20 protein-coding genes are annotated in these 25,617 nt (G+C 49.6%); 7 read left to right on the top strand and 13 right to left on the bottom strand.

Annotation, left to right across the window (positions count from 1 at the left end; translation table 11 throughout):
- The 5 genes from treS to pbpC form a co-directional block, all read right to left on the bottom strand.
- A complete protein-coding gene (gene treS, locus G451_RS29415; protein ID WP_034642244.1) occupies positions 1 to 3,354 on the bottom strand; it encodes a maltose alpha-D-glucosyltransferase in 3,354 nt (1,117 codons plus the stop codon).
- Between the two features lie 94 nt (positions 3,355 to 3,448).
- Positions 3,449 to 4,009: a chemotaxis protein CheD gene (locus G451_RS29410; protein ID WP_156921626.1), complete on the bottom strand. Its 561-nt coding sequence runs from the start codon at positions 4,007 to 4,009 to the stop codon at positions 3,449 to 3,451.
- Between the two features lie 5 nt (positions 4,010 to 4,014).
- Positions 4,015 to 4,443 (bottom strand): response regulator, encoded by a 429-nt coding sequence (locus tag G451_RS29405; RefSeq protein ID WP_051261487.1) that lies wholly within the window; start codon positions 4,441 to 4,443, stop codon positions 4,015 to 4,017.
- A gap of 96 nt (positions 4,444 to 4,539) precedes the next feature.
- Positions 4,540 to 5,313, bottom strand: coding sequence for an N-acetylmuramoyl-L-alanine amidase family protein (locus tag G451_RS0113530; RefSeq protein WP_027184680.1), 774 nt, complete (start codon positions 5,311 to 5,313; stop codon positions 4,540 to 4,542).
- On the bottom strand, positions 5,313 to 7,517 hold the full coding sequence (gene pbpC, locus G451_RS0113525) for a penicillin-binding protein 1C (RefSeq protein WP_281171565.1): 2,205 nt from the start codon (positions 7,515 to 7,517) through the stop codon (positions 5,313 to 5,315). The genes G451_RS0113530 and pbpC overlap by 1 nt, the downstream gene beginning before the upstream one ends.
- Before the next feature lie 247 nt (positions 7,518 to 7,764).
- Between pbpC and G451_RS0113520 the strand changes: the two genes are divergently transcribed.
- On the top strand, positions 7,765 to 8,193 hold the full coding sequence (locus tag G451_RS0113520; protein ID WP_027184678.1) for a PilZ domain-containing protein: 429 nt from the start codon (positions 7,765 to 7,767) through the stop codon (positions 8,191 to 8,193).
- Positions 8,194 to 8,392: 199 nt separating this feature from the next.
- On the opposite strand, the gene G451_RS0113515 is transcribed toward G451_RS0113520, so the two are convergent.
- Positions 8,393 to 9,031, bottom strand: coding sequence for a hypothetical protein (locus G451_RS0113515; RefSeq protein WP_156921624.1), 639 nt, complete (start codon positions 9,029 to 9,031; stop codon positions 8,393 to 8,395).
- 17 nt (positions 9,032 to 9,048) lie between these two features.
- A complete protein-coding gene (locus G451_RS0113510; RefSeq protein ID WP_027184676.1) occupies positions 9,049 to 14,721 on the bottom strand; it encodes an alpha-2-macroglobulin family protein in 5,673 nt (1,890 codons plus the stop codon).
- 259 nt (positions 14,722 to 14,980) lie between these two features.
- On the opposite strand from G451_RS0113510, the gene G451_RS0113505 reads away from it, so the two are divergent.
- The 5 genes from G451_RS0113505 to G451_RS0113480 all read left to right on the top strand — a co-directional run bounded on the left by G451_RS0113505 (position 14,981) and on the right by G451_RS0113480 (position 19,321).
- Complete coding sequence (locus G451_RS0113505) at positions 14,981 to 15,457, top strand: Fur family transcriptional regulator (RefSeq protein WP_051261485.1); 477 nt, start codon at positions 14,981 to 14,983, stop codon at positions 15,455 to 15,457.
- A 208-nt stretch (positions 15,458 to 15,665) separates the two neighbouring features.
- Positions 15,666 to 16,598 (top strand): DMT family transporter, encoded by a 933-nt coding sequence (locus G451_RS0113500; protein WP_027184674.1) that lies wholly within the window; start codon positions 15,666 to 15,668, stop codon positions 16,596 to 16,598.
- Between the two features lie 765 nt (positions 16,599 to 17,363).
- Complete coding sequence (locus G451_RS0113490) at positions 17,364 to 17,954, top strand: hypothetical protein (protein WP_027184673.1); 591 nt, start codon at positions 17,364 to 17,366, stop codon at positions 17,952 to 17,954.
- Positions 17,955 to 17,987: 33 nt separating this feature from the next.
- Entirely contained in the window at positions 17,988 to 18,938 is a 951-nt protein-coding gene (gene cbiB, locus G451_RS0113485; RefSeq protein ID WP_027184672.1) for an adenosylcobinamide-phosphate synthase CbiB, read from the top strand.
- A gap of 176 nt (positions 18,939 to 19,114) precedes the next feature.
- The gene (locus G451_RS0113480) at positions 19,115 to 19,321 is read left to right on the top strand and encodes a cold shock domain-containing protein (protein WP_027184671.1); all 207 of its coding nucleotides are present in this window, start codon (positions 19,115 to 19,117) and stop codon (positions 19,319 to 19,321) included.
- Between the two features lie 163 nt (positions 19,322 to 19,484).
- Here the strand turns inward: G451_RS0113480 and proC are convergent, their stop codons facing one another.
- The 4 genes from proC to G451_RS0113460 all read right to left on the bottom strand — a co-directional run bounded on the left by proC (position 19,485) and on the right by G451_RS0113460 (position 22,530).
- Positions 19,485 to 20,282 (bottom strand): pyrroline-5-carboxylate reductase, encoded by a 798-nt coding sequence (gene proC, locus G451_RS0113475; RefSeq protein ID WP_027184670.1) that lies wholly within the window; start codon positions 20,280 to 20,282, stop codon positions 19,485 to 19,487.
- Positions 20,282 to 20,698: a nucleoside-diphosphate kinase gene (ndk, locus tag G451_RS0113470; protein ID WP_027184669.1), complete on the bottom strand. Its 417-nt coding sequence runs from the start codon at positions 20,696 to 20,698 to the stop codon at positions 20,282 to 20,284. The genes proC and ndk overlap by 1 nt, the downstream gene beginning before the upstream one ends.
- 150 nt (positions 20,699 to 20,848) lie before the next feature.
- Entirely contained in the window at positions 20,849 to 21,646 is a 798-nt protein-coding gene (locus G451_RS0113465) for an ABC transporter ATP-binding protein (RefSeq protein ID WP_027184668.1), read from the bottom strand.
- Positions 21,643 to 22,530, bottom strand: a complete 888-nt coding sequence (locus G451_RS0113460) for an ABC transporter permease (RefSeq protein WP_027184667.1) — start codon at positions 22,528 to 22,530, stop codon at positions 21,643 to 21,645. Before G451_RS0113460 ends, G451_RS0113465 begins: the two co-directional genes overlap by 4 nt.
- Positions 22,531 to 22,702: 172 nt before the next feature.
- Between G451_RS0113460 and G451_RS32825 the strand changes: the two genes are divergently transcribed.
- On the top strand, positions 22,703 to 24,043 hold the full coding sequence (locus G451_RS32825) for a class I SAM-dependent methyltransferase (protein WP_051261484.1): 1,341 nt from the start codon (positions 22,703 to 22,705) through the stop codon (positions 24,041 to 24,043).
- A 66-nt stretch (positions 24,044 to 24,109) separates the two neighbouring features.
- On the opposite strand, the gene G451_RS0113450 is transcribed toward G451_RS32825, so the two are convergent.
- Positions 24,110 to 24,745 carry a hypothetical protein gene (locus G451_RS0113450; protein WP_027184666.1) on the bottom strand — a complete coding sequence of 212 codons (636 nt, stop codon included), beginning with the start codon at positions 24,743 to 24,745 and terminating at the stop codon, positions 24,110 to 24,112.
- Between the two features lie 122 nt (positions 24,746 to 24,867).
- Positions 24,868 to 25,611 carry a tetratricopeptide repeat protein gene (locus tag G451_RS0113445; protein WP_027184665.1) on the bottom strand — a complete coding sequence of 248 codons (744 nt, stop codon included), beginning with the start codon at positions 25,609 to 25,611 and terminating at the stop codon, positions 24,868 to 24,870.
- Positions 25,612 to 25,617 lie beyond the last annotated feature (6 nt).

Genomic DNA, 25,617 nt, shown 5'->3' with positions numbered 1-25,617 from the left:
CTACTCGCTCCTTGTCGTTTCCGAGAGGCTCACGTTGAAAAGAGACAACAGCGTTCTCCCCAAGGGGCCGGCCATTATCGTGCCTTTTTTGAGCGCGTTGGTGAGAGAGACAGCAAGCCGTTCGAGAAGGCCTACTTCAAGAAAAATCGTTGCCTGATCAAATTGGGGGAAAAAATCGGCCTCTTCCATCCGCTTAAAATAGGCACGAAGCAACACAGCCGAAGAAGCCACTGCAAAGGATCGAACATACGGTTCAAAAATCGGCCGATCATCCGGTCGCACCATCGAGTCATCGGCTAAAGTTTCAATGGCAGTTTCATAAAAACAATGCAGCATGTCGACAAGGTCGGACGAAGGTAAACGTTTGAGTCTTGCCATTGACAATGAAGATCCCTCAGGACCGTCAAAATCTGTAAACAGAAACTCTCTGCCGGTAAATACGATCCTATCTAAAACAAAACATCCATGAACACGAATTTTCCAACACTCAGGAGCCTGACGAAGAAAGCGATCCATCAGTTCCTGGACATCGATGCTTCGTTTATTCAACTCCGCAATCAGGAGTGTCAAATCGGCATCGTCCGTGACATGAACATGACGCATGCCGTCAAAGGCACGAACAATGCGGGCTCGTAATCCCTGATAGGCAGACCGTCTCGCTAAAAAACCAAACGGTTCCGGGGTAAACTCGGGATCTCCATAATCTTTTGCCAATGCCATATGCATGACAGCCGCTTGTTCTCCAAGTGTCTCACACATCGCAATATGATTCCCCGGCAAAAGTTCTCGTTCTTCTTCGGGGAACTCGCTCGGGCCAGCATCACACAAATTCATCCCAGCAAATGGGGCCGGTCGGCCAGCATTACGCCATGCCAAAGTTCGCTCTGCGAACTCTGTCAAATGATTGATATATTTGTGTCGAGCTGTGGTTTCACTGTGATAACTTGTTGTAAACAGGCCCAACGCCATTTCCGAACGTCCAGCTTTTTTATAGACGACACTGCCCAAATACGATGGCGCATGCGGAAAATCACCTTTTTCAGTCAAGTGACGCACGGTTTCCACATCCGGATTGTTGCCTTCAGCCGTACGTCGATAAATTTTCAGCATCACTTTATCATCATAGGCAAACAACATATCTTTGGTGGCAGCTTCGCGGATCTCCGGCGCCGTATGCTCCCCGGCCTGCTCGCCAAGAACCGTACTGTGTTTCCCCGGCAACGAACGAAACTCACCACTTCGGCCTTTGATTATTTGCCGCGTTGCGGCCAAGGTAAACAATCCCTGGTGGTGTCCAGCACTTCCCCCGGCGAGAATTGGTCCTTCCAGAATAACACCGTCTGTTTCATCATCACCCACCACAGTGCAGACAATACGGCCCTTTTCTTCCCGTTCGAGAAGGCCAGTATTTTTCCCCCGTTCGTACGATAAGAACAGGTTAAATGTATCAGACGGTCCATCGGTGTAGTTGGCCTCAACAATAACAAGCCATGCAGGATGATCGGCATCACCGGCCGGGAGGGTTTCGAGAATCTCGGCACGCAGGAATCGTCCTGCTCGTCCGGGCATGAGTCCTTTTGAAGCGAGATAATTCGGCAAGACATGACGTGCCAGGTCATGTTTTACTCCAACGTCAAGAAACACGCCGCCATGGATCGTAATGGAGGGCGTATCGACCACCTGACGTCGTGGAGCGTCTTTGCTGTCAGCCAGTTCAAAAATAAAATATCCATGCCCGTTCATGGTCAGAAAATACGGAGAGGACTCTATTTCCGGAAAAACGGTTTTTCCCGTTGTTTCCACAGGAAGTCTCCCAGCGTATTCCGCCAGGTCAAGTCGTACAGCCTGCGGCGCCCGGCACAAATTCACCACAATGAGAAGGACTTCTTCTTCCATTTTTCGGAGATAGGCCAGAATGTGATGATTATCCGAAGAAACGAACGTCATATCGCCATGACCGAAAGCTCGGTATCGCTTTCGCATGGCAACCAGACGCTTGATCCACCACAGAAGTGAAGCGCTATTTTGTTGCTGCGCCTCCACGTTGACAGCCTGGTAATGGTACTCTGGATCAATGACGACAGGGAGGAATAATCCTTGTGGATTGGCTTTGGAAAAGCCGGCGTTTTTTTCGTCGCTCCATTGCATGGGGGTACGTACACCGTCACGGTCCCCAAGATAAAAATTGTCCCCCATTCCGATTTCATCGCCATAATAAATAACCGGCGACCCCGGCATGGTCATGAGCAAGACGTCCATGAGTTCGATTTTCCGCCGATCATTATCCAAGAGCGGGGCCAGGCGTCGACGAATCCCGAGGTTGATACGTGCCCGTTTATCCAACGCATACATGCGGTACATGTAATCGCGTTCCTCGTCCGTCACCATTTCCAGCGTCAATTCATCATGGTTGCGCAGGAAAACAGCCCATTGACAGTTTCCGGGAAGCGGTGGGGTCTGTTCCAAAATATCAATAATCGGAAACCGATCCTCCATTTCCAACGCCATGAACATACGCGGCATAAGAGGAAAGTGAAAACACATGTGACAGACATCCCCGTCACCAAAATACTTGGCCGCATCCTCGGGCCATTGGTTTGCCTCCGCAAGGAGCATTCGATTTTGATACTTCTCGTCAACATGGGCACGGAGGGTTTTCAGATAATCGATCGTCTCAGGAAGATTTTCGCAATTACTGTCTTCGGATTCAAACAAGTAGGGAACGGCGTCCAGACGCATGCCATCGACTCCGAGATCAAGCCAAAAATCGATGACGTCAAAAATCTTCTCGCGTACCGCGGGATTCTCGAAATTAAGGTCGGGTTGGTGCGCATAAAACCGATGCCAATAATACGCTTTGGCTATGGGGTCCCACGACCAGTTCGACGCTTCAAAATCTTTAAAAATAATGCGTGCTTTGAGGTACTTATCAGAGGTATCGCTCCAGACATAAAAATCGCGTTCCGGACTGCCCGGAGGAGCATGTCTGGCTCGGGTGAACCATGGATGCCGGTCGGAAGTGTGATTAATGACAAGCTCGGTGATAACATAGAGTCCGAGTGCATGGGCTTCATCAATGAAGGTTTTAAACGTTTCCATATCCCCATAATCGGGGTGGATGTCCATATATTCGGCAATATCGTAGCCATCGTCCCGAAGTGGAGAGGGATAAAACGGCAAGAGCCAAATCGCCGTCACCCCGAGGTCACGTAAATAATCCAGTTTCGTTGTAAACCCTGAAAAGTCACCAATACCGTCTCCGTCGACGTCACAAAATGCCTTGATATGGACTTCGTAGATGACGGCGTCCTTGTACCAAAGAGGATCACTCGGACCGCTATACGTACTATTCATGCAATGAAGATGTCGTATTTCAGGTTATTCCGTCAACACACAGGTCGACGGAAAAACATGAAATCATGCCGTATTCAGCAGCGTTCATGGCGTCCTACCCATGTTTTTTTACTTTGGTTGGTAAACTGGCAAAGACGTCTGGCTCCAGCTCCGGCAATGCAAGTTGCTCTTCACGCGAGCGAAGATAGCGCACAAAGACTTCTCCTGACGACGTCAGAAAAATCATTTTTCGACCGCGCTCCCCCCCGACATCCGATGCCACAACACGAATATTCTTATCTGAAAGCACATCAAATGCCGTTGCCACATTGCGCCGCCCGACGCTCAAACTGCCGCTGATCAAGTCCTCTGCTCCGCCGAAAACCTTGGCTTCGATTTTATCAACAAGCGCTCCAAGATTTATTAACCGACGAAAAAGCGTATCAATCCCGGAGTCTACATATCGAAAACGATTGACTTGGAGTTTGTCATGTTCATAGTCAAGAAAGGCCGGTAACAACGCATGAAAAATTCCGCCAATACGTTTTTCACGACAAAAAAGTGTTACAGCGACGCACGACCCTAATATTGTTTCGATGGCGGTCGAGGTGGAATACACCCCCCCGTCTCCCACGCCAAGAAAGACACTTTTATGGCCGGGATACTTCTTCAACATGTTTCTCACGCAATATCCATAAGCTCACGTACAGGATGAACAACAAATCCAAGATTAATGAGCGCTTCTTTCAAAGTTTCCCGCCGAATGGGTTTGGTAATATATAACGCAACACCTTCTTCATAATGTGCACGCATCATATTACGGCCATCTTTAAGACTCGAAATCATTATGTACTTTGCTTTGTCTTTTCCAGAGACATGGTATTCCTTCTCTAAATCTGCAATCTGTTTCAATGCGTCATGACCATTGAGTTCCGGGAGCATAATATCCATAACAACAAGATTAAACGGGATATTGTCTTTCAACGCATCCTCAAACATCTTTACGCCTTCAACTCCCGTTTCTGCGGCTTCGCATGCTCCGTATTGCCGAAGGGTATCTCGTAGAAAAAAACGAACCGACTTGCTGTCATCAACAACTAAAGACCGCATTTCCACTCCTTTTTTCCAGAAAAAATCAGGGTTATGTACAGTGCCGCAAATCCAATACGCTGCTTTCAAACAGGAAGAAACAGCTTTTCTTAGAGCTCAACCGTTTCTCGGTGTACCATGGCAATATGCCCGAACAGCTTCCACAACAGCCTCCACCGTAGCTTGTTGACGTTCTTCACTGAGTAAATCCAGTTCTTCATCCCGGTGTACAATGACTCCAGCTTCAATAAGTACTGCCGGAACATCAGCTTCACGCAATACGACAAGACCATCATATTGGTAGACACCGTTTTTCTTGTCGAGCAACGGTCGATTCTCTCCTTTGATAGGTTCGGCATGGTGCAGCGTTGGGACAAGTCCCCGTCGACGCAATTGTTCTCCGAGCTTTCTGGCCAACGCAAAAGAGGCGCCAAATCGTGGATTTTTCTTTGATACAAAAAGCGAGTAGCCAGAAAATCGATCAGAATAGCGATACGCTTTCCCGTTTACCGTCCATTTCGACAAATACCGTGGTTGAACGGAATCGTGGTGTATCGACAAAACAATATCCGCTTGAGCCGCTTTTGCTGCACGTACTTTGGCCTCAAGGCTATCCACATTCCCCTCGAAATTGACAAGGACTGTTTTCGAGAACCCGGCCTGGCGCAATCCATCGGCCAAAGCAGCAGCAAGCTTTTGATTGAACAAAAATTCCGAACGGCCCCGGGCACTTTGTGCACCTCCCCTGCGGTTCGAATGCCCAACTAAAATGACTGGCCGGAATGTATCGACTCGACATTGTTGACTATATGCTGGTTCAGAGAAAACAAGAGCCCCCATTGCCGTCAGTATCAGGCCGAGAATCACAATTTTCCATTTTTTTTGTTCCATCAACCGGCCCCCTTTCTGCTCTCAACAATGAAAACAATACTGTTGCTGGCCCCATTTTCATCAACGACCATAAGATCATGTCGCCCTGGTTCAAGGTCATAAAACAGCGTCTGTCCCGGTTCTACTTGGCCAATCAATATCCCATCAACATACCAATACAACATGCTCTCAACGGCGCCTTGTCCGGGACGTGCTTGAAAAGCAAGACGTTGGTACTGTTTGGGCACTCCCTGTCGATATTGATACGTTGCCATATCTATTGGTGAAAGAATGTGTGGGGCATCGGCTTCGTCATGACGACATTCTGGAGCAAGGCGCGCAACAGGTTCCACCGGTAGTCCTTCTTGCAAACGCCAGGCCGTGAGTTCCGGGGGATTCACAATCGCTACACCGGAAACAACACGATGGCCGGCAAGACAATCGCCACGCAACCGCCAGCCTGTGTCCGCATCGAGAAAAATACGCCTATGCGTTGTGTCGGGAACAAATCGTGACACTCCAGGAATGGAACGAATGGTTCGCGTTTCCGGACATGCCGGCCCTGGCAGTTGTCTGGACAATTCACAGACGACAATTTCGCCAAAATGCGCACCTGGGAAACTTGGCAATCGAGACCCGGAGGGCTCTATTGCTTTGAAAACATCAAAGAGAAGCGGTCCAGCCTGTCTGGCCCCGGAAATACCTTGAATCGGCTTTCCGGAAAAACTCCCCACCCAAACGCCCACGGCATATCGTCCGGAATACCCAAATGCCCATGCATCCCGGTGCCCGAAGGATGTCCCGGTTTTCCAAGCCACGGCAACGGCATTTCGCGACAGTTTCCATGACCGCGGTAAGTCAGGTCGTTCCACTTGAGATAAAATATCGGTTAAAAATGCGGCCGCCTCCGTGGAACAAATGCGTTCATTGGGTAAGATAACATCGTTCTGCAAAAGTCGTGGACGCATATACAGTCCCCCACGGGCAAATGCAGCATAAATCGCCGTCACATCAAGCAATCGAGCTTCAGCCGCTCCTAACACGAGAGGTAAACCATAAAATGCTGCAGGTTTATCAAGGGTTGATATCCCGGCTTTACGCATGAGCCCATAAAACGAATCCAGTCCAACTTCAGACAGTAAGCGAACAGCCGGAACATTGAGAGAATGGATTAATGCGTCTTCCGCCGTCACTCGTCCCCGAAACTGACCATCGTAATTTCGGGGCTCATAAAATCCAAACCGTGTCGGTACGTCGAGCAAAATGGAATCGGGGACAATGATCCCGGCGTCGAATGCTTGGGCATACAACAGTGGTTTCAGACTCGATCCGGGAGAACGTTGCATCGTCACACCATCGATTTGACCGGCATGGTCGGCATCAAAAAAATTTGCCGACCCGACAAAGGCACGCACAGCCCCGGTCTCGGTTTCAATAACCACGGCAGCAGCATTTTCAATGCCCTGACGTCGAAGTTCGGCAAGCTCAGTCACAAGCACCTTATGGGTTGCGGTCTGAATGCCGGCATCAATGGTTGTATGCACCACGCCGTTGTTGCCAGCGCCATCGCGAACCATGCGTGCAAAATGCGGCGCACGAAAAGGAATCGGAGCAAGACTGGTCGGTAATGGACGGCTTTTGGCGGCAACAGACTGTTGTACAGTAATAACGCCATGTGCCGCGAGTTGATCAAGGACACGATCTCGCGCGGCTTTGCAGACGTCGGGATTGCGAATGGGATCAAATGCTGTTGGCGCCCGTGGCAAGACGGTCAGCAATGCGGCTTCCGCCACAGACAATGAAGACGGAGCCTTGCGAAAATAAAAATACGCGGCAGCTCCTACACCAACAATGTTTCTCCCGTATGGAGCCAAATTGACATAGCGCTCAAGCAGCGTCTGTTTGTCGTACGTCGCTTCCAGTTGCAACGCTCGAAACGATTCTATTATTTTAGACCATACCGTCCGTTCTTTGGGTTCGAGAAGTCTCGCGAGCTGCATGGTTATGGTGGATCCCCCACTGACCACATATCCTGCTTTTATGTTAGCGATCGCAGCTCGAATAATAGCCAACGGGTTAATGCCCGGATGCTGATAGTAGTGACGGTCCTCACTGGCCAACACCGTTTGTATATAATCCAGAGATACATCTTGAAGTTCCACAGGAAAGCGCCACATGTCGTCATGGGGCAAAAATAGCCGCATAACATTCCCATCTTTATCCATAACTCGCACAGCGGGATGTGGAAACAGCGCTTGCTCGGGAAGAGGACTGAACCATGATAAAATATACAGTCCCCCTATTCCAAACAGTACAAGAATCCCAATGATTGAGATTCCCTTACCGAAAGCTGAAAAAAATAGCTTTTTCTCTCGATTTCGAATTGAAAAGAAATACATTCTTGATCTTTTCATTTTACATTATATTTGCTATTAGGTCGAAAAAATTAACCATATCACACTAGGTCGCGCCATGGAATTGTCTGTATCTACGAAGACAAAGGAACGTCGCTCCGGCTACCGGGTCAGCCCTGCCGGCCTTATGTTGGTCATTCATGGTAAAAACAAAGCCTACCCCATCAAAATAAAAGACATAAGTGTTTCTGGAGTGGCAATATCCACCAATGCAGCCGCTCTCAAAGTCGGCATCGTTTTCAAATGCGATCTCGCGCAAGAAGAAACAACCGTGCTTTCCGACCTGAAAGTACGCGTCGTTCGGCGTGCTCAAAATCTTGTTGCCGGAGTGTTTCTGAAAAAAGACGATGACCAAGAGCGCGTACTCGGCCAAATCATACTGGCCGAGCAAAAACGGCTCAAAGCTGAGAAGCAGAAAGCGCAGGACACTGCGAGCAAGGCAAGTCAAGGTAAACCCATTCGTCTTGACGATCCCTGGTCGAAATAACACCTGTCGAGTTCTCCCACAACATCGTCCTGTATGGAAGAAACTGAACGTTCGTACAGGAGGTACATCACGGTGTATTCGCTGACTTCATCAACTCTCTATGAGAGTATGCATTCTGTGTCATCGTCAATATGATCCATCATACAGAGCGAGACAACATCCGCTCTTTGCTCTTCACGATATCCCCTGAAACCTTCCTTTAACTCGCTTTGTATTCCTGCGTTTTCTCCGTACTTTCTTCCTGTTCCTTCCCAGGAGGAAGAACAGGGCGTGGCCGTACTTCTGCCTCTTCGACATCTCCCCCCCATTGTGCCTCCATATCGTTGCGAGCATGTTGAAACGTCGCTGTAATGCTTCCCCAAAACGGAATAAGCGCGATAGCAAGAGCAATGAGAAATGCCTGGAGAAAAGGCAGTGCATAGAAATAAATCAGCAAAGCGGTGAACGCTGCAACAATCATCCAATAGAGCACGATTTTTGAAACCGCGATAAACAGATCGCTCTGTACCATAGAGCGAGTCACACGCCCCGTCCTGGAGGCAACAGGCTCTGCTTCGAACTCCATGCTCTGGACAGGTTCAAATGTTCGCTTCTCCAGATAGATTCCCTTCTCCATAGGATCAAAAAAATAATTTTCAACTTTGACCGGGAGGCCATGTGCCGTTGCCATATCCTGGGCGAGATCATCGAGTTCAGTCAAAATCTCGCCCAGGTCGACACTGCTTTTCGCTTGAGCCAGAATTCGGCGCTGCCTGAAATCGGCCACAACCGCACTGTATACGCCATCGTGCCACGTAATGCGATAGGAGACGATAATATAACGCGCAAACGACATCATTCCGGCCTTGTCTCGGGTTACGGCGTCATAGTGACATCAAGAGTGGAAACATCACCATACGCCTGACGCTGCGGGTCATACATAGCCTGCGCCATCACCGGTGGAAAAGCAAACTTTCCCGGAGTGACCGCACGAAGCAGACTATATTGGTGAACCCAACCTTTTTCATTCAAGTTGATGAAGAAGAGAAACTGGTCATTGCGAATATCAGTGTATTGAGCCTTGAACAGAGCTTCTTTCGCAAACGATACCTGCTGTTCACTTGTGGCGAGACGCGGATTCTCCACTTCCAGCCCGGCCGGCAACAACGTCTGAACAACAACGTTATCGATGGGATCGTCTCCAGGAGATACCGACGTTTTGACAATCAGCAATCCGCCCTGTGGCATGGCTTCCCCCGGTTCCACCGGAGTGCCGTTACGATGCATGATACTCCGCATAACCGACAAGCCGTTCGCCTTGGGAGTATAGGACTGCGCCGTTGGCACAAACCGAGAGACAACATTGTAGAAGACTGAACCCTGTTTGACCGTTTTTTCGAGTACAATACGAACAGGTCCTTCCCCTGTTACCCCTTCTGCGGAATAGGCCTGTTTGGACGTGAAACGCCCCAGTTCGGTATCCCCCACATACACAGTTCCTGAAGACGATCCTTGCTTGCGTTCCATTTCGGCATATCGTCCAAGGGCCAACAGCGCAAAGGCGTTTTCTTGGGTTGATGTCAGCTTTTTATTGGCTAAAGCCTGGCTCAGCTTCTGCACCAGGTTTGGCAGGGCCGGAAACGACGGGTCCGCCGAAAGAAGCGCATTGATACGGAGCGCCTGATTTCGCAATGCCGACGAAAAGGCGTCTCTCTCCTCATATCCTGATGCCGCAGGAGCTCCCTCTTTATGAAGCGGAGACGTCATCTTGAGCAGCCGGGACATGGCCTGCTTGTTCCCCACAGCCGCATAGGCCGCAGCCAGCAATGCCCGATCAGCTTCCGACATGGTGGCAGCGCTTTTTTCAAACAAATGATCCATTACACCGAAATCAGCCCGGCCTGCCAATGCCAAGACGTATAGACCGTACACGACGGTTTTTATCGACCGCTTCGTAAGAGATTCGTCATGCACGGTATTTTGAAGCGCTTGTATTGCCTTGTCGAGATTATACCGGCTGACGCCATATCCAGCGCGATCGGCTTGGACAAGAAAATCCGCCGCATAGACACTGGAAAACGTATCGACATAGGACGACCCCGGCCACATGGCGAACAGGCCGGACGACAACTGCATGGACAACACACGCGTAATTCCGTCTTGAACAAAAGCCGGAACATTGCCTTTATCGAATGAGCCCGGATTCAACGTCGCCGCTAGATCCGCAATATACAACAAAGGAAAGGCGCGAGACACGGTTTGTTCCAAACAACCATAAGGGTATAACAACAGATCTTGAAGCTTATCGCTGAAGCGAACAATAGGCGATCCGCCGACCCGAATGGAACGCCGCAATGTCGCTGGCACCATATTCGCCGGGTCTGCCGCGGGAATGGTCTTTTGAGACTCGTTGAGAACACCTTCATCAACGAGCGTCACAAGGGGATAGGCCGAGCGCACAGGAAAGCCTGCCGTATACTTCGCCATTTCATCATTCCCATTCGCCGTCACCGTAAAATCGGCTTGTCCCTCAGCTTGATCGGCTTGCACTTTGAAAAAGACTGTTTTTTCCTTTCCATGAGGAATGGAGATACGCATTTCAGACTGTGTCAGGTGAACCGGCCCTTTCGCGGCGAGCTGAACAAGAAACTCACCGTCGGCGTCCGTATCGTTACGCACTGTAATGGGAACATCGGCAATGTCACCCATAGCGAGAAAACGCGGAAACGTCGGCATAAGCACTAATGGACTTTTGACGAGGACAGTATTGTCCGTTGAACCAAAACGTTCGCCATCTGAGGCAACTGCCATGATACGCAATGCCCCTTGAAAACGCGGAATGGTGAACGTCGTTCGAACAATCCCTGTTGCATCAGCGAAGAGTGGCCCCGACCAAAACGCAACTGGGGCTTCTCCCTGAAGGGCATTGGTGCGAACCATCTGCTTGAGTTTATCCAGAAAACCGCCTCCGCCAGCAGGAGCCAAACCATCGACGGAGGGAATATCGGGCAACAATAATGAGAAGATATCGAAAGAGTTCACCGCCAAAGCACGCTTGGCATAAAATGATTCAAAGGGATCAGGGGTTTTCTGAGAAATAAGCTGTAAAATTCCCTCATCCACAGCAGCGATCGTAACAAGTGCACCCGGCGTTGCGGTAACTTCAATTGCCAACGGATTTTCCGGACGCATGGAAGCAGGAGCATTCACGGCCAAATCAATCTGACCGGCCTTACGCCCCACCCCGACACTTGTCGCGCCAAAAGCACGCGAGACCTCACCCGGACCAAAAGAATCTCCTGTTCGTGTCAACAGCCCCGTCACATAGCAATTGGGGGCACAGGCTTTGGGCAGGTTTAACGTAATGTCAGCGGTGTTCCCGGTCACAGTGAACACGCCGGCATCAACAACATGATCATTTTCCAATGTAAGCAGCAACGTACCGGCAAATGGTGCACGGACTTGAATTCGAGCGGAATCACCGACGGCATAGTCTTTTTTATCGGTAACAAGCTCAAGCCGCGAAGGATTTTTGACAGCCCACGGGGCATAGCCCGATCCACCAGCGTAAAACGACAACGATGCAGAAGCGCCGCTCGCCGGATCGGCAAGTGTGACCCGATATGAACCAAAATCCGGAGGTACGAACCGGAAAGCGCCTTGTCCAGCAGGAGCTTTAATGGTCTTCGAATCGATTATGCGTGAATCACGAACGGTTTCGTAGGCAAATACACCATCATCATTCCGGCGTAATACCGTTTGCCAACGGTCTTTAATCAACCGTGCCGTCAGTGCCCCTGTTGTTGCGGGCTCACCTTCCGGAGTGATGAGAACATACGAAAAATGAAACGGTTTGCCCGGATCGGCTGCGCCTTCATTATCGGCACGTAAACCAGGATAGGCCGCATACGCATGAACCGGAATATGCCTCACAGCACTGACGCCGCGTCCTCCACGTTCACGTACTCGAGCGACAACAACAGCGGTTAATCCTGCCGGAGGAGATAAATTCTCCGGAATATCGACAGAAAACGACGCTTCACCGGCTTCGTTCAGTCTACCATCTTGCTTGGATATTTCTTTTGCTTCGAAACGGCGATCCGGATCACCGAACGTATAGTCATCAAAGCCTTTGGGCTTGAAATCAGAGGGAATAAGGCCAACCGTGGTATCGACGCTCATCCCTGAAGCGGGAGCACCGAACAGATATTTACTGAAGACATCATATTGCAGAGGTTTTCCCGGCGCTGCGGCAACGATTTTCGATGTGATGTCGACAGAAATCCGATCCGGCACAAAATCTTCGACTTGAAATCGATATTCGCCAATGACCGTATTTGCCACGATAACATCCATGGCATACCGGCCGGTTTGCGCATAATCGGGCATTTCAAACCGGAATCCGGCAGCGCCCTGCCTTTCAAGACGAACAGTTGTTTCATCTATCCGGTTTCCTCGCGGATCGTTCAAACGCAACACCAAAGGCATTGTCGGTGGCGTGGCAAGCTGCGCATCGCGAACCAGGATCATGCCTTCAACCCGCTCACCAGGGCGATAGATATTACGCTCTCCATAAACAAACGCGCTGTATCCTTCTGGCGAAAGGGTTTTACCGCCCACATCAAGGCCGGCGGTGTCAATGCCGAATTGGTCGAACAGCAGAAAAGACGTATCGTGTCCCTTGCGAGCCCAAACCATATATGGTTTTGCAGCATCAAATGCTTTGGCTAATCCTTTTTTATAAAACAACCCATTTGTATTGGTTCTCCCCTCAGCCACAACTTGATTATGCTCGTTGACAATACGAATTTCGACATGAGGAATAGGAGCATTATCCGCAAACGAACCGGCGTACACGAGCACGTCATCCGTACCGAGTTTGGCTGCCAGACCGATATCAGTCAACAGCACCCAACGCTGTGCGCCCTGATATTGGCCAGGAACCGTGGCGGCAACTCTGTACAGTCCAGGACCAGACTTCGCAGCCAGATCCGGAAGAGAGAGGGTAGAATTCACCGTGGTATTTTGTTTATACGGGACGTTTGCCTTAAAGCGTGTGACTTCCCGACCAAGAGCCCGGTTGATCTGACCATCATAATATTCATCACGAAAAACTTGCCACCCTTCAAAATTAAAGAGCGCAAACAGGTTATTGAGGTAGACTTTGTCCACCCGCACATCAACGGCATTCGTATTTACCGAAGTCAGACCTAAATTGCCGTAACCGGAACGGGAAAGAAACATGCCTTGGCTGGCAAAATCCACAGTGGAAGCAAGATCCGGCATACGTACTGTAGCATTGAAATTTTGACTCAAAACCGCGCTATCCTCGGCTTGCAATCCTTTTTTCACATGTACACGGTACTCTGCCCCCGGAGTAAAATCTCCGCGCATGGTGACGCTCGTTCCCGAAATCGTCAAAGAATAGAGCGTATCAGGAGTAACGCTGAGATGCCGTTTGAGAGCTTCAATCAATACAGGAGTCGACAACTCAAAGCGAATGACTCCACTGCCCATATTGGACTGCGTTTCAACATTTTCTATGCTGATGAAAGGGTCGAGTTTGAGTGTATAGGATTCACGCACATCTTGAGGCAGCTCGATATCACCTTCACGGGGTCTCAAGCCTTTGCTCACAACCAGTGTATACGTCTGTCCCGCAGATGTTTTCTCAACAGATTCCGTTTCAAATTCCATTTGGGACGAAGAATAGGTCGTTATGATGCTCAATGGCACCGAGACCTGTTTCCCATTCTCATCTCGATACATGGCAATATGATGCATGAGCGCTTGAGGACCCACGGTTTGATTGAAATCAATCCGGCCGAGAATATGGACAAAGGCACCACCTTTTTCCGCGACGCGTTGATTGAACGTCACATCTTCCACTTGAAAATCGCCAAACGCAATTTCAAAGGCGGATTTCCCGGTAAATTGGGCTGGATCCTTCAACACGGACTGCGGGGCTATCGTCACGGTATAACGTACAGAGGGCGTAAACGGCTTTGTTGACGTAAAACGAGCCAGAAATGGAGACAGCCATTCCCAATTTCCGGAAATCTCCGGTGCAAGAGTCGCAGGAGGAGTTTGAGCAGCAATCACTTCCCCTTGCGTGACCTGTGGACCGACCGGAGCATCAAATGCGACAAAAACAAAGCGACGTTGTTGCGGATTGATAAAAACACCCGCGACGGAAACTGCCATTTTGCCTTGGTCGCCGGACTCTGTTGAGGCCGACATATCTTCACTTGTCGGAGTCGAGGAGGCTGACGCATCAGAGGAAGGCTTTGAAGCACTTTGATCCAGCGTTGATGCAGTCGTTTCTTGTGCTTCACGTTCATGTATTATGGCTGACGGAGCGGAGGGCCCCTCCGTGGCGACCGCAGCAGCCGTTGGATTTTCCGAGACGGACTCAGAAGACTCCGCGACCGTCCCACTTCGCCACAATAGCACAGACTGTGCGATAACGATGAGCACCAACACCGCTAAAATAATATCTTTTGCAGTGTCACGCCAACTATGTAAGGCGCCTTTTTTTTGATCAGCCATTCCCTCTTCCTCCTCCATGACCGTTTACACAGGCATGATACGTAACTATATAGTGTGGAGATATCGTTCGAGAAAGATTTTGGCAATATGAACCGAACTTTCCACAACATCCGTCTGAAATCATCAAAGTCGGGAAATATCCCTATTGAAGTCTCCAATCGAAAACGATATCTTTGCGAAAAAAAGAACAAGCTGTTTCCATTACTTTGACTGTCAGTGGCATTGACTTTTTTCACTCAATCTATAAGATCAATTCTTAATGATGAACCAATACGATCAAACGGCCCTTGCCGAACGCAAAATTAAGTCATGTCGTAAGACCTGTGAACTGCACGGCCTGCGACTTACGCATCAGCGCATGGTGATCCTTGAAGAAATTGTCAAAGCAGAGGACCATCCTTCTGCAGACGTGGTCTATCGCCGTGTTCGAGAAAAAATCCCAACGATTTCGCTCGATACGGTATACCGCACGCTGGCGACGTTCTGCGATCTTGGACTCATTTGCAAAGTTTCTTCGACGGACGACTCAGCTCGATATGAGCCCATGCTCTTTCCACATCATCATATTATTTGCAAAAAATGCGGAGATATTCGTGATATAGAATGGTCTCAATTCGATGACCTCAACTTTCCGGAAGAGGCTGTCAAATGGGGCCGTATCACCGGCTCGGCGGCCGTTTTACGCGGTATCTGCAGGCAATGCCTCATTGATTCCGATCAAACCGCTCCTCTTTAGCGAAGATATCTCCTATGGAGCAATGTTGCCAGGGCAGCCTGTCGACGTTGCTCCATAGCCCACCACCTCGTCCCTCTACGCAGACCATACGATGCCAGTAGAGGCTCGCTTTGTTGTTTCCTCATATGATTCTCTCTGCCTGGACAAAATTGAAGGCATTGCGTAGGCATGCCGTTTTCAATTCTGAATCTATAGTGAGGAAATGGAGATGAAAATCATCTTGGTCGGTATCACGGCCGCGTTCTTTTTCAGCTCAACCTTTGTACTAAACAGAGCTATGAGTCTGCAGGGCGGGCATTGGGTCTGGTCGGCAAGTCTTCGCTATTTTTGGATGCTTGCTTTTCTTGTCCTTGGGCTTCTCTTCTTTCGTCGTCACTTGCTTTTCGAATCGCTTCGCCTCTTTGCACGTCATTGGCGCTTCTGGAGCCTTGCCGGAGGCATTGGTTTCGGTGTTTTTTATGCGTTGATCAGTTTCAGCGCGACCTATGCCCCTGCCTGGGTTGTCGCAGCCACATGGCAGACAACCATTCTCGCGACGCCCATTGTCCTGTTCGCCTTTGGCCGTCCCGTTCCCTTGCGTGCGGTGTTTCTGACCCTCATTATTTTCTGTGGAGTCCTGCTCATCAACCTCGAACAAGCGGAAACCAACTCGTGGCGTGATGTTCTCCTCGGAGCACTCCCCGTTTTCGGTGCAGCGTTTGCTTACCCCTTCGGCAACCAGCTCGTTTGGGAAGCTCGTAACAGTCGCTCCAGTCGTATTCCTCATCTGGATGCCCCACCGCTCAACGATCCTTTTTGTCGAGTGTTATTGTTAACGCTCGGATCGCTTCCCTTATGGGCACTCCTGATTGCCGTAACGTCACCTCCGCCCCCATCACTCAATCAATTGACAAATACAGCTCTGGTCGCGCTCTTTTCCGGAGTGATTGCCACAAGTCTTTTCCTCTATGCCCGTCATGCGGCTCAATCAGCGGCTCAACTCACCGCTGCCGACTGCACCCAGTCCATGGAAGTTGTCTTTTCCTTAGCCGGAGAAGCCGTCCTGCTTGGAGGTACCCTTCCTGGCCCTATGGGATGGCTCGGTATCGCAACGACAATGATAGGGCTTGCACTATATTTACGGGTCCAAAATGTTCGTTAAAACACCATGCCAAACATGGCCAACTATCAATTTTATCCAAAAAAAACAGTAGTTTTTATCAATTTGATACGATATATATCCTCCGTCCAGAGTATAGTATTCAATACAGATACAGAGTTTATTGGTACGATACATTTGATGACTTTTCTTTGATTTGTAAAAAGTGAAAATTTTCTCATTTTATTTTCACAATAATTTCAAATTGTTATCCATTACCCCCAGGGACAGCACCTTGCCAGAGACGCCCCATCCAGGTAAGGAAACACCAATCTACTCATGGCCCGGTACCAACCGGCCCGACGAGCGAGGTGATATGGCATGGGACAATCGGTCGATGTAACTCTACGACCACTGATGCTCTTCGTTATCGGTCTTTTTTCTTTAAGAAATTCCGATAGCAAAGCAATCAGCAATACTTGCAACACATCCCGTGTACAGTCGGTTTCCCGAGCGTGGCGCTTTATGCGCTCCCGACGTCGTCGTGTATCGCCCTCCTCGCTTACAGCTCCATTTGTATTTTCAGCTCTTACTGTTTGTATGCAGCCCCGCCGGTCGTTTCGTTTTCACCGCATCCCCAGTTCGACCCTTCGAACAACATTTCAATGCAGCGCGGGAAAATCGATCGACATTGTGCGGTCCTTCAGGTCAAGCGCGTCGATTCCAACCTCGTCCTCAACAACGTCTTTACCATTCGTTGTTCCAACCGCCTCCACCTTTTCGGGGACGTTCGGACACATTCGGTCTCTTGACCGAATCGAGGCACCTTTGTCGATAGCGCATTTCGATACATCATTGCTGTCCCTTCCCGATATGGCCGGAGTTTTGTCCCGGTATTGTCTCCCTGTAGAAAAGGGAGCATCCGATAATACGGTCAACATTCCGAAACGAATCAACACGTGTATGACGAAGTCGATTCATGTCGTCCGGAGGGGGTCTCTGTTCGCGCCCACAAAGCGCACCCCGATTCTCTCAAGCACTCGAAGCGCCTGCCCAACCGATAGCATGCCGCGTGTTCGGCGGACCTCTCGGTTTGATCTTTGCGGGCGACGAATTATAGCGTCTGTCAAAAAGGCTTTTTTCACCGTCTCAGCGACAGCGCACGCCGCCGCAGTCCGGTTTTTACTCTCGCACGAATCCTCCCACCAACAGATCGCTTTTTCGCGCGCTTGGCGTTCTCGCCTTATTATCGCTTCGTTTGTCGACGCCTGTGCGCTACCCGTTCTTCGGGATAGCCAAACACGGAGAATCATGACCTCAATTGGTGAAGTGTGTCGGAAAACACTCCGATTTTCCGGCATGGCGAACTCCGCTTACGGATGTTCGCCGTTTGCCATTAACCTGGTTGCGTCGAACTGATTTGTCGACGCGGTCGAAACCACACGGAACGCTATGCACTGGGAATTCATTGTACCCTTATTGGCTGTTGTTCTCGACTTGATCTTTGCGGACCCCAAAGCCCTGCCCCATCCCGTCTGCTTTATCGGCAAGGTGCTTAATTGGCTTGAATCCAGATCGTCCGCTGTTCCCAACTCCAAATGTGGCTATGGCTTTGTCTGCATGCTTGTGCTGGTCATCCTCGTGGCGATCGTCGTTGAACTGCTGATCTCCATCCCAGCCATCGGCATCTTCATCGCCCTGTACTTCGCTTATGCCGGTCTGTCTTTGGGCGGTCTGCTGCGCGAAGGCAACAAAGTCTCCCGCTTGATCGACAGTGGTGACACCAAGGCCGCTCAAGAAGCTTTGGCCGGTCTCGTTACCCGCGATACAGCTGGCATGGATGCCCCCACGTTGCGCAAGACGTTGGCAGAAACCATGAGCGAAAACCTCAACGACGGTTTCATTGCTCCTTTCTTCTTCCTGTGCTTGGGTGGGCCCGCCTTGTTGTGGGTCTACAAGACTGTTAACACCATGGACTCCATGTGGGGTCACAAGACAGAACAGTACAAGCAACTGGGCTGCTCTGCCGCTAAACTCGACGATATCCTGAACTACATCCCCGCTCGCATCACCGCCTTCCTTATGATCGGTGTGGGCTACCTCTTGACCTTCAAACCCAAACAAGCTTTTGACAACGTCGTTGACGATGCCAAAAAAACCGACAGCCCCAATGCTGGCTATCCTATGGCCGCTGCTGCATGGCTGATGGATGCCGCCATGGGTGGAAAAGCCGTCTACTACGGCGCCTCTGTGGAAAAGCCCGTTCTCGGACCGGCTGGCAAAACGTGGGATGTGGCCAAACTTCACCGTCTGAAAGTGCTCATCACCACCACAGCAATTACGGCTGCCGTTCTTTTCTACGCCTACTTTGCATTGGTGAAATCGACCTTCCCGCATCACTAAGCAAAAAAACGCAGTATCTTTTGGGGAGACTTTAAGGCGACATCTTCGGATGTCGCCTTTTCTATTCTTTTTTAGTCACAAATCGAAGAACTGAAAGTTCTCATCTTTTTTTATTGACCATACATAAAGGAAATCGTACACAATATATATTCCATTATTTCAAGGAGGAATGTTGTATGAGTTTTGAGGGCACTGTAAAATGGTTTAGCGACAAGAAAGGTTACGGCTTCATCACACGAAATGACGAAGATGACGTCTTTGTACATTACTCTTCTATTCAAGGGGATGGATTCCGTACGCTTCGAGAAGGCGAGCAGGTCGAGTTCGAAATCATCGAAGGCGATCGCGGTCCTAAAGCCGCCAACGTTGTTAAACGCAGCTAGCCTGCGTTCCTAACAAAAAAACAAAGACCCGAACAGCGGATCGAGGGCTCCGCTGTTCGGGTCTTTTTTTTTTGTCAATCAACGTACAATGCTTTCGCAAAGTACAGGGAGCTATCCCATTATTGGGTTGGAAACGGTCATACCGCTCCCCCACCGAAGGAACTTAATCTCCGAGTTCTTCGCTTCGAATACGCGCCGCGCGAACACCATCAACAATGGCTGCACGAACAGCACGATCATCGAAACAAGCCACTCCTTCTATCGTCGCACCCGCAGGGGAACACACCATCTCCCGCAGCACACTGAGATGCAACGGGGATTCATCCGCCAGCTTCGTCGAGCCCTTGAACAATTCAAGAACGATAGCAGTGGCTTTGTCGCGTGTCAGTCCTTCGCGCACAGCGGCTTCAATCAAGGCTTCCATGAAGTAAAACACATAGGCCGGACCACAACCGGCGACAGCCGTGAATGTATCGAAATCTTTTTCCGGAAGCACATGGACAGCCCCGACACGGGACAGCATATCCACGACAAAGGATTTATCATCGTCGGTCAACAACGTGTCGTCGAGACATACGGCAAAAACACCGGCTCCAACCAAGGCAGGAGTATTGGGCATAACACGGATAACCGGAGCCGTATGGCCGGACCATTTTCCAAGTTGTTTCATCGTCACACCGGCGGCAATAGAAAGAATACGCTTTTCCGGTGTGAGGATTTCGCGCACGGTCTTCAGGAGATCCTTGACCTGATGCGGCTTGATGCACAACACAATGAAATCAGCCTTGGCCACAACGTCACTCGGTGTGTCGCACGCCTGCATGGAGCATTCGGTGCACAGCACGTTGAGACGCTCCCGATCAAGGTCGAAACCGACAAAATCGATATCGCCCGATCCGGATAGGCCACGGATCATGGCCGCTCCCATATTCCCCAGCCCGATGAAGCCGATGGTAGCCATTAGCCTACGATCTCCAGGTCGTTAAAGAAATATTTCGTTTCAAATGCAGCGGTTTCCGGAGCATCAGAACCGTGAACCGAATTTTTTTCGATATCTAAAGCGTATTTTTTACGGATGGTTCCTTCTTCGGCATTGGCCGGATTGGTTGCGCCCATCAGAGCCCGATATTTGGCGATGGCGTCATCTCCTTCGAGAATGGACACCACAACCGGACCGGAGCACATGAACTCGGTCAAGCTGTCGAAAAACGGACGTTCTTTGTGCACGGCATAGAAACCTTCAGCCTGTTTCTTAGAGAGCTGAATCATTTTCATGGCTTTCACCGTCAAGCCGGCTTCCTGAATCATGGCAAGAATAGCACCGGACAGATTACGCTCAACCGCGTCAGGTTTAATAATGGAAAGGGTCCGCTCCATGGCGTGGCCGCTCCTTTTGTTGTTTTGTGACATACCGGCTCGGGGTCAATGTGATTATCAACTCTCAATCCCAACAAGCCCGCCCCAACACATTCCCTTCTTTGGGCTTATCGGTCCGGCATGTCCAGTTATTGGCAAGAACTTTGGGTATTACACCAAAAGCATTCGGTCAGACGTCATTTCGTCGTCAGCTTTAAGACTGTAGAATCGCTCAAGCAATTCTTCCACCGTCAGGTTTTTCTTTTCCTCGCCTTCAATGTCGAGAATAATCTGACCGCGGTGTAACATAATAAGCCGATTTCCCATCTTGATGGCCTGATTCATATTGTGCGTGACCATAAGCGCAGTCAGACCTCTATCGGCAACAATCTTCTGGGTGATGTCGAGAATTTGCCGAGCCGTTTTCGGGTCCAAAGCGGCTGTATGTTCGTCAAGCAACAAGGCTTCGGGTTGTTGCAGCGTTGCCATGAGCATTGTCAGCGCCTGACGTTGCCCACCAGACAATAACCCGACTTTATCGCGTAAACGATTTTCCAGACCGAGCCCCAATGAGGCAAGTCGTTCGCGAAACATGGCTTTTTCTCGACGTTTGACGCCCAAGGACAAGCCTCGACGTTTCCCACGCAGTGCAGCCAACGCCATATTTTGCTCAATCGACAACGATGCGCACGTACCCAACAACGGGTCCTGAAAAACGCGCCCAAGAAAACTCGCACGACGATGTTCCGGCCACGAGGTAATATCGGTTTCATTAAACGAGATCGAGCCCGAATCCGGAAAAAAGCACCCTGCCAGACAATTTAACAAGGTCGATTTTCCCGCTCCGTTTGAACCAATGACGGTAATGAAATCACCTTGTTCTATACGAAGCGAAATCTGGCGCAGAGCAAGCACCTCGTTGACACTGCCTTTATGAAAATATTTTATGATCGAGTGAAGGTTGATCATGATGTCGCCAACTTCTTTTTGAGCATAGGAGCAGTCAGGGCAGCAACAACAACCAACGCGGTAATCAGGTTGAGGTCGCTCGGTTCAAACGAAAATGTACCGATTTTCATACCAAGTGCCAACGCAATCGCCAATCGATAGGCAACAGATCCAAGCAGGCATGAAATAACACACCGAACCACGCCGCCTTTACCGAACAGCGTCTCGCCGATGATGACAGAAGCCAATCCGGCGACAATGGTCCCCACGCCCATGTTTACGTCGGCTGCTCCCTGATTCTGCGCCACGAGAGCACCACTCAAAGCAACAAGCGCATTGGAGAGTCCGACGCCGCCAATGATCATGATATGTGTATTCACGCCCTGGCTGACAATCATACGGGAATTGTCACCCGTGGCCTGAATGGCAAGACCGAGTTCAGTATGTAGAAACCAGATCAACGCAATGACCGCAATGATCGAAATCAATCCGTACAACACCGGGCCAGCCAATGAAGGCGGAAGCCCCATCCCGGTTAAAGAATCGAGCACGGTGGGTTTACCGAGCAACGTCAGGTTCGGCCTTCCCATGATACGAATATTAATGGAATAGAGAGCGATCATGGTCAAAATGCTCGACAACAAATGAAGGATTTTCAATTTTGTATTGAGAAATCCCGTTATCATGCCAGCAATGAACCCAGCCCCCATGGCCAAAAACAGCGAAGCGAATGGATCTACTCCAGCGGTAATGGCAACAGACGAAACCGCTGCGCCAAGGGGGAGACTCCCGTCCACGGTAAGGTCGGGAAAATCGAGAACACGAAACGTTAAATATACGCCAAGAACCATCAGGCCGTAGACAAAGCCTTGTTCGATGGCGCCGATAAAAGCATACCAACTCATTGTACAAACATCCTGCAGGCCGAAGTGCTGTAAAAAACGCAGAGCGCATAAAGGAACGTCATTGCGTTCCCATCTGTTGCCGATTGGATTACAATTCCTTGTCCGTCGCCGCGGGCTTAGCCTGAATTGACGATTTTTTCAAAGCCTAATTCACTCCCAAACGAGGTTACCTATGGATACGATTCTCCGAAGCCTCTCCGCATCCCTCTCTCCACGACACATTGTTCCTCCCTATGCGTGGGTAGAACACATTCCGTTTGCATTGTACCTTATGGAAACCATGCGGCCCAAACGATTTGTCGAACTTGGGGTTCATACGGGAAATTCCTATCTGGCTTTTTGCCAGGCCGTTGATGTCTTTCACCTTGAAACAACCTGCACCGGTGTCGATACCTTCGCAGGTGACGAACATGCCGGTCGCTATGCGTCAAATGTTTATGAAGAACTCACAGCCTACCATGATCCCCTCTATGGTCAGTTCTCCACGCTCAAACGGTCCACCTTTGATGAAGCGCTTGCTGAAATGCCTGATGCCTCCATCGATCTTTTACACATTGACGGCTATCATACACTTGATGCAGTCGAACATGATTTTTCCGGCTGGCTCCCCAAAATGAGCCCTCAGGGAGTCGTCATTCTTCATGATATCAATGTCTGGCGGGATCAATTCGGCGTGTGGCGATTATGGCAGGATATCAAAAATCATTTTCCCAGTCTTGAGTTCGCATTCTCACATGGCCTCGGCATCGTGGCCGTGGGAAAAACTATTCCTCCGGTATTGTCCACCCTCTTTGCGGAACCGGAACTCACAGAACGAACGTTCTATCTTTTGGGAAGTCGTATTCGATATGAACACCTCGCATGCCAAGCGAAAATTGAAAACGAAAAACCAGTCCTTTCAAGACTATATATAGACCGTGGAGCAGAGTTCTCCGAACGGGATAGTATGTCTGCCCGCTTCGATCCAGAAACGAAACAGGTTCATTTCGATATTAGCGCATTCCCCGATGCCAAACGGCTTCGATTCGATCCGATGCACGATTCCGCTGTTATTACCCTGGTAGCAACTTCATGTGAAGATTCGTCTGGCAACGCCCACACACTGACGCCAAGCGGACATAACGCACTCTATCAGGACAATGGTATTTTTGATTTTGCCGCACGCAATCCGCGCTTTATCTTTACCATCCCCGAAGACATTACAGTCCAAACCGTTACTGTCGCGTTTGATGTCCTTCATGGAGGAATGGCAGCTCAATCATATATTCTCAATAAAATCCATCGCGAACTTGCCACCGTACGCCGCGAAGCGGGAAATCGAGAGGCACGATTGCTCGCTCAAATAGAATCTCTTGAAGCCGAAAACACGCGGTTGCATCAACAAAACGATGAATTCAAATCACTTCCTGGTGTGCAGATCGGTCGATTTCTCAAGCAGATGACTGCGCTGTTCACGACGTTGCGCCCCCAAAAAACAGAAACGCAGGATAACGAAAAGACTCCAGCTGTATAAAACAGACTGTCTCTTCATCTCCCGCGCTTTTATTGACGCGTTTCAAAACGATGACGGCAGGTTGATCTATACAACCTGCCTGAGGTCAGTTTCTTCTTCTCGCTTTATTCCAGACTCGGCATACAATTCGCGCAACAACGATAAGACACGCTTATCTGCAGGATCAAGTCCCAAAGCATGTCGTAAATAGAGCACAGCCTGCTCATCGTGATGCGCGGTATGCAATCGATTAGCCAAGGTAAAATAATGCTGAACCAATGCATGTCTCGCTGCTGTTGCCGTCAACGGCGCGGAAACAGCAAGCCGAAGAGCCAGCACGAAGCCATTATGCGTTTGGTCTTTCACCGCATCTGCAAGCTGGAATAATCCCAATACGCGTTTTTCCAGCGTATTAGGAGTAAGTGATTTAATATTCCCGCCGACAGATTGAATCCGCTTTCTCAGTGACACCATGACGGGATGAAGGCATTGAAAAAAGAACGCCGGATCAGGCAAAAAATCGGTGAGAAATTCATCTTCCAGAACAAGGCGTCCACGCCCCTGAGGCCGCAAACGATCATCAATAGGCCGGACGTAATAATATGTATCTTCCAAGCGTACAACAATGAAATTCGTTTTAACTGGGCCTTCCTTGAGTGCTCCGTCGACGAAGGAAAGACGCGTCTCTTTCTGCTGAAAAATGCCCATCAATTCGACATTCATGACAATCTCTCCTGGGAATTGTAGTTCTTCCCATGAAAAGCAATTCATGTGCCGAAATAAATGCACTATTTTTTCGGATAATTACAAGGCGACACAAGGATCATGTCAAAAAAATGACCTACTTACCCCGATGTCCTCTCCGACTTTTGTGGCATACTTCTGCCACTCCCAGCTCTTTTTCCTTGCGTCTCTAAAAACTCGGCAAATCGTCGAGCTTCTTTCAATTCTGGGTTCATGGACAAGGCCTTTTCAAGCAAACGCTTACATGGAGCGATAAGTCCTTTCTCAAAATACGCACGGGCAATATTGAAGACGAGATGATCATCGTCAGGATTGACCTCGAGGCCTTTTTGATAAAACTTAATGGCCTCATCATAATTCTTTTGTTTCCGCAGGCTGATACCAAACGTATTGAGTTGCTTGCGTTGCGCAAAATTGAATTCTCCCTCATCCAAGGGAGTCCCCAAAATAATCCGCCGAGCTCTGGAGAATCCTGATTCCTCACTCCTCTTCGAAATGTCGTCCAATTTGAGTGCAACGAGAAAATGCCGTTCACGTTCACTAAGTTCTGAGGCTGTTGCGGCTCCTTCCGGAGTTTTCAGCTTGGTTTGAAGCGAGCGGATGACGGGATAAACATTTTTCAAATAATATTTGGGATCAGGCGTATATGATTTTAAAAGCTCTTCGGTCGTCACCACGTTATAAACGGATGTGGGCAGATTGGTGTCATTCAATGCAACGGCAATGTAGCTATTTTCTCCCAAGGTCACCACAAGCCAATAGATGGAGTGGATATATTCCTTGCGCATACCACCATCACCCACTTTTTCCTTCCGGCTTGTCGTATAAACTCCAAGAATTTCCATACTAAT

Source organism: Desulfovibrio inopinatus DSM 10711 (genome assembly GCF_000429305.1).
Taxonomy (GTDB): Bacteria; Desulfobacterota; Desulfovibrionia; order Desulfovibrionales; family Desulfovibrionaceae; genus Alteridesulfovibrio; species Alteridesulfovibrio inopinatus.
Note: the sequence above shows the minus strand (reverse complement) of the source record. Positions and strands in the feature narration are given on the sequence as shown.

What these genes read in the sequence shown, in the direction of transcription:
- treS (WP_034642244.1), bottom strand. Translation starts at nt 3,354, where the DNA reads ATGAATAGTACGTATAGCGGTCCGAGTGATCCTCTTTGGTACAAGGAC.
- G451_RS29410 (WP_156921626.1), bottom strand. Translation starts at nt 4,009, where the DNA reads ATGTTGAAGAAGTATCCCGGCCATAAAAGTGTCTTTCTTGGCGTGGGA.
- G451_RS29405 (WP_051261487.1), bottom strand. Translation starts at nt 4,443, where the DNA reads ATGCGGTCTTTAGTTGTTGATGACAGCAAGTCGGTTCGTTTTTTTCTA.
- G451_RS0113530 (WP_027184680.1), bottom strand. Translation starts at nt 5,313, where the DNA reads ATGGAACAAAAAAAATGGAAAATTGTGATTCTCGGCCTGATACTGACG.
- pbpC (WP_281171565.1), bottom strand. Translation starts at nt 7,517, where the DNA reads ATGGATAAAGATGGGAATGTTATGCGGCTATTTTTGCCCCATGACGAC.
- G451_RS0113520 (WP_027184678.1), top strand. Translation starts at nt 7,765, where the DNA reads ATGGAATTGTCTGTATCTACGAAGACAAAGGAACGTCGCTCCGGCTAC.
- G451_RS0113515 (WP_156921624.1), bottom strand. Translation starts at nt 9,031, where the DNA reads ATGATGTCGTTTGCGCGTTATATTATCGTCTCCTATCGCATTACGTGG.
- G451_RS0113510 (WP_027184676.1), bottom strand. Translation starts at nt 14,721, where the DNA reads ATGGCTGATCAAAAAAAAGGCGCCTTACATAGTTGGCGTGACACTGCA.
- G451_RS0113505 (WP_051261485.1), top strand. Translation starts at nt 14,981, where the DNA reads ATGATGAACCAATACGATCAAACGGCCCTTGCCGAACGCAAAATTAAG.
- G451_RS0113500 (WP_027184674.1), top strand. Translation starts at nt 15,666, where the DNA reads ATGAAAATCATCTTGGTCGGTATCACGGCCGCGTTCTTTTTCAGCTCA.
- cbiB (WP_027184672.1), top strand. Translation starts at nt 17,988, where the DNA reads ATGCACTGGGAATTCATTGTACCCTTATTGGCTGTTGTTCTCGACTTG.
- G451_RS0113480 (WP_027184671.1), top strand. Translation starts at nt 19,115, where the DNA reads ATGAGTTTTGAGGGCACTGTAAAATGGTTTAGCGACAAGAAAGGTTAC.
- proC (WP_027184670.1), bottom strand. Translation starts at nt 20,282, where the DNA reads ATGGCTACCATCGGCTTCATCGGGCTGGGGAATATGGGAGCGGCCATG.
- ndk (WP_027184669.1), bottom strand. Translation starts at nt 20,698, where the DNA reads ATGGAGCGGACCCTTTCCATTATTAAACCTGACGCGGTTGAGCGTAAT.
- G451_RS0113465 (WP_027184668.1), bottom strand. Translation starts at nt 21,646, where the DNA reads ATGATCAACCTTCACTCGATCATAAAATATTTTCATAAAGGCAGTGTC.
- G451_RS0113460 (WP_027184667.1), bottom strand. Translation starts at nt 22,530, where the DNA reads ATGAGTTGGTATGCTTTTATCGGCGCCATCGAACAAGGCTTTGTCTAC.
- G451_RS32825 (WP_051261484.1), top strand. Translation starts at nt 22,703, where the DNA reads ATGGATACGATTCTCCGAAGCCTCTCCGCATCCCTCTCTCCACGACAC.
- G451_RS0113450 (WP_027184666.1), bottom strand. Translation starts at nt 24,745, where the DNA reads ATGAATGTCGAATTGATGGGCATTTTTCAGCAGAAAGAGACGCGTCTT.
- G451_RS0113445 (WP_027184665.1), bottom strand. Translation starts at nt 25,611, where the DNA reads ATGGAAATTCTTGGAGTTTATACGACAAGCCGGAAGGAAAAAGTGGGT.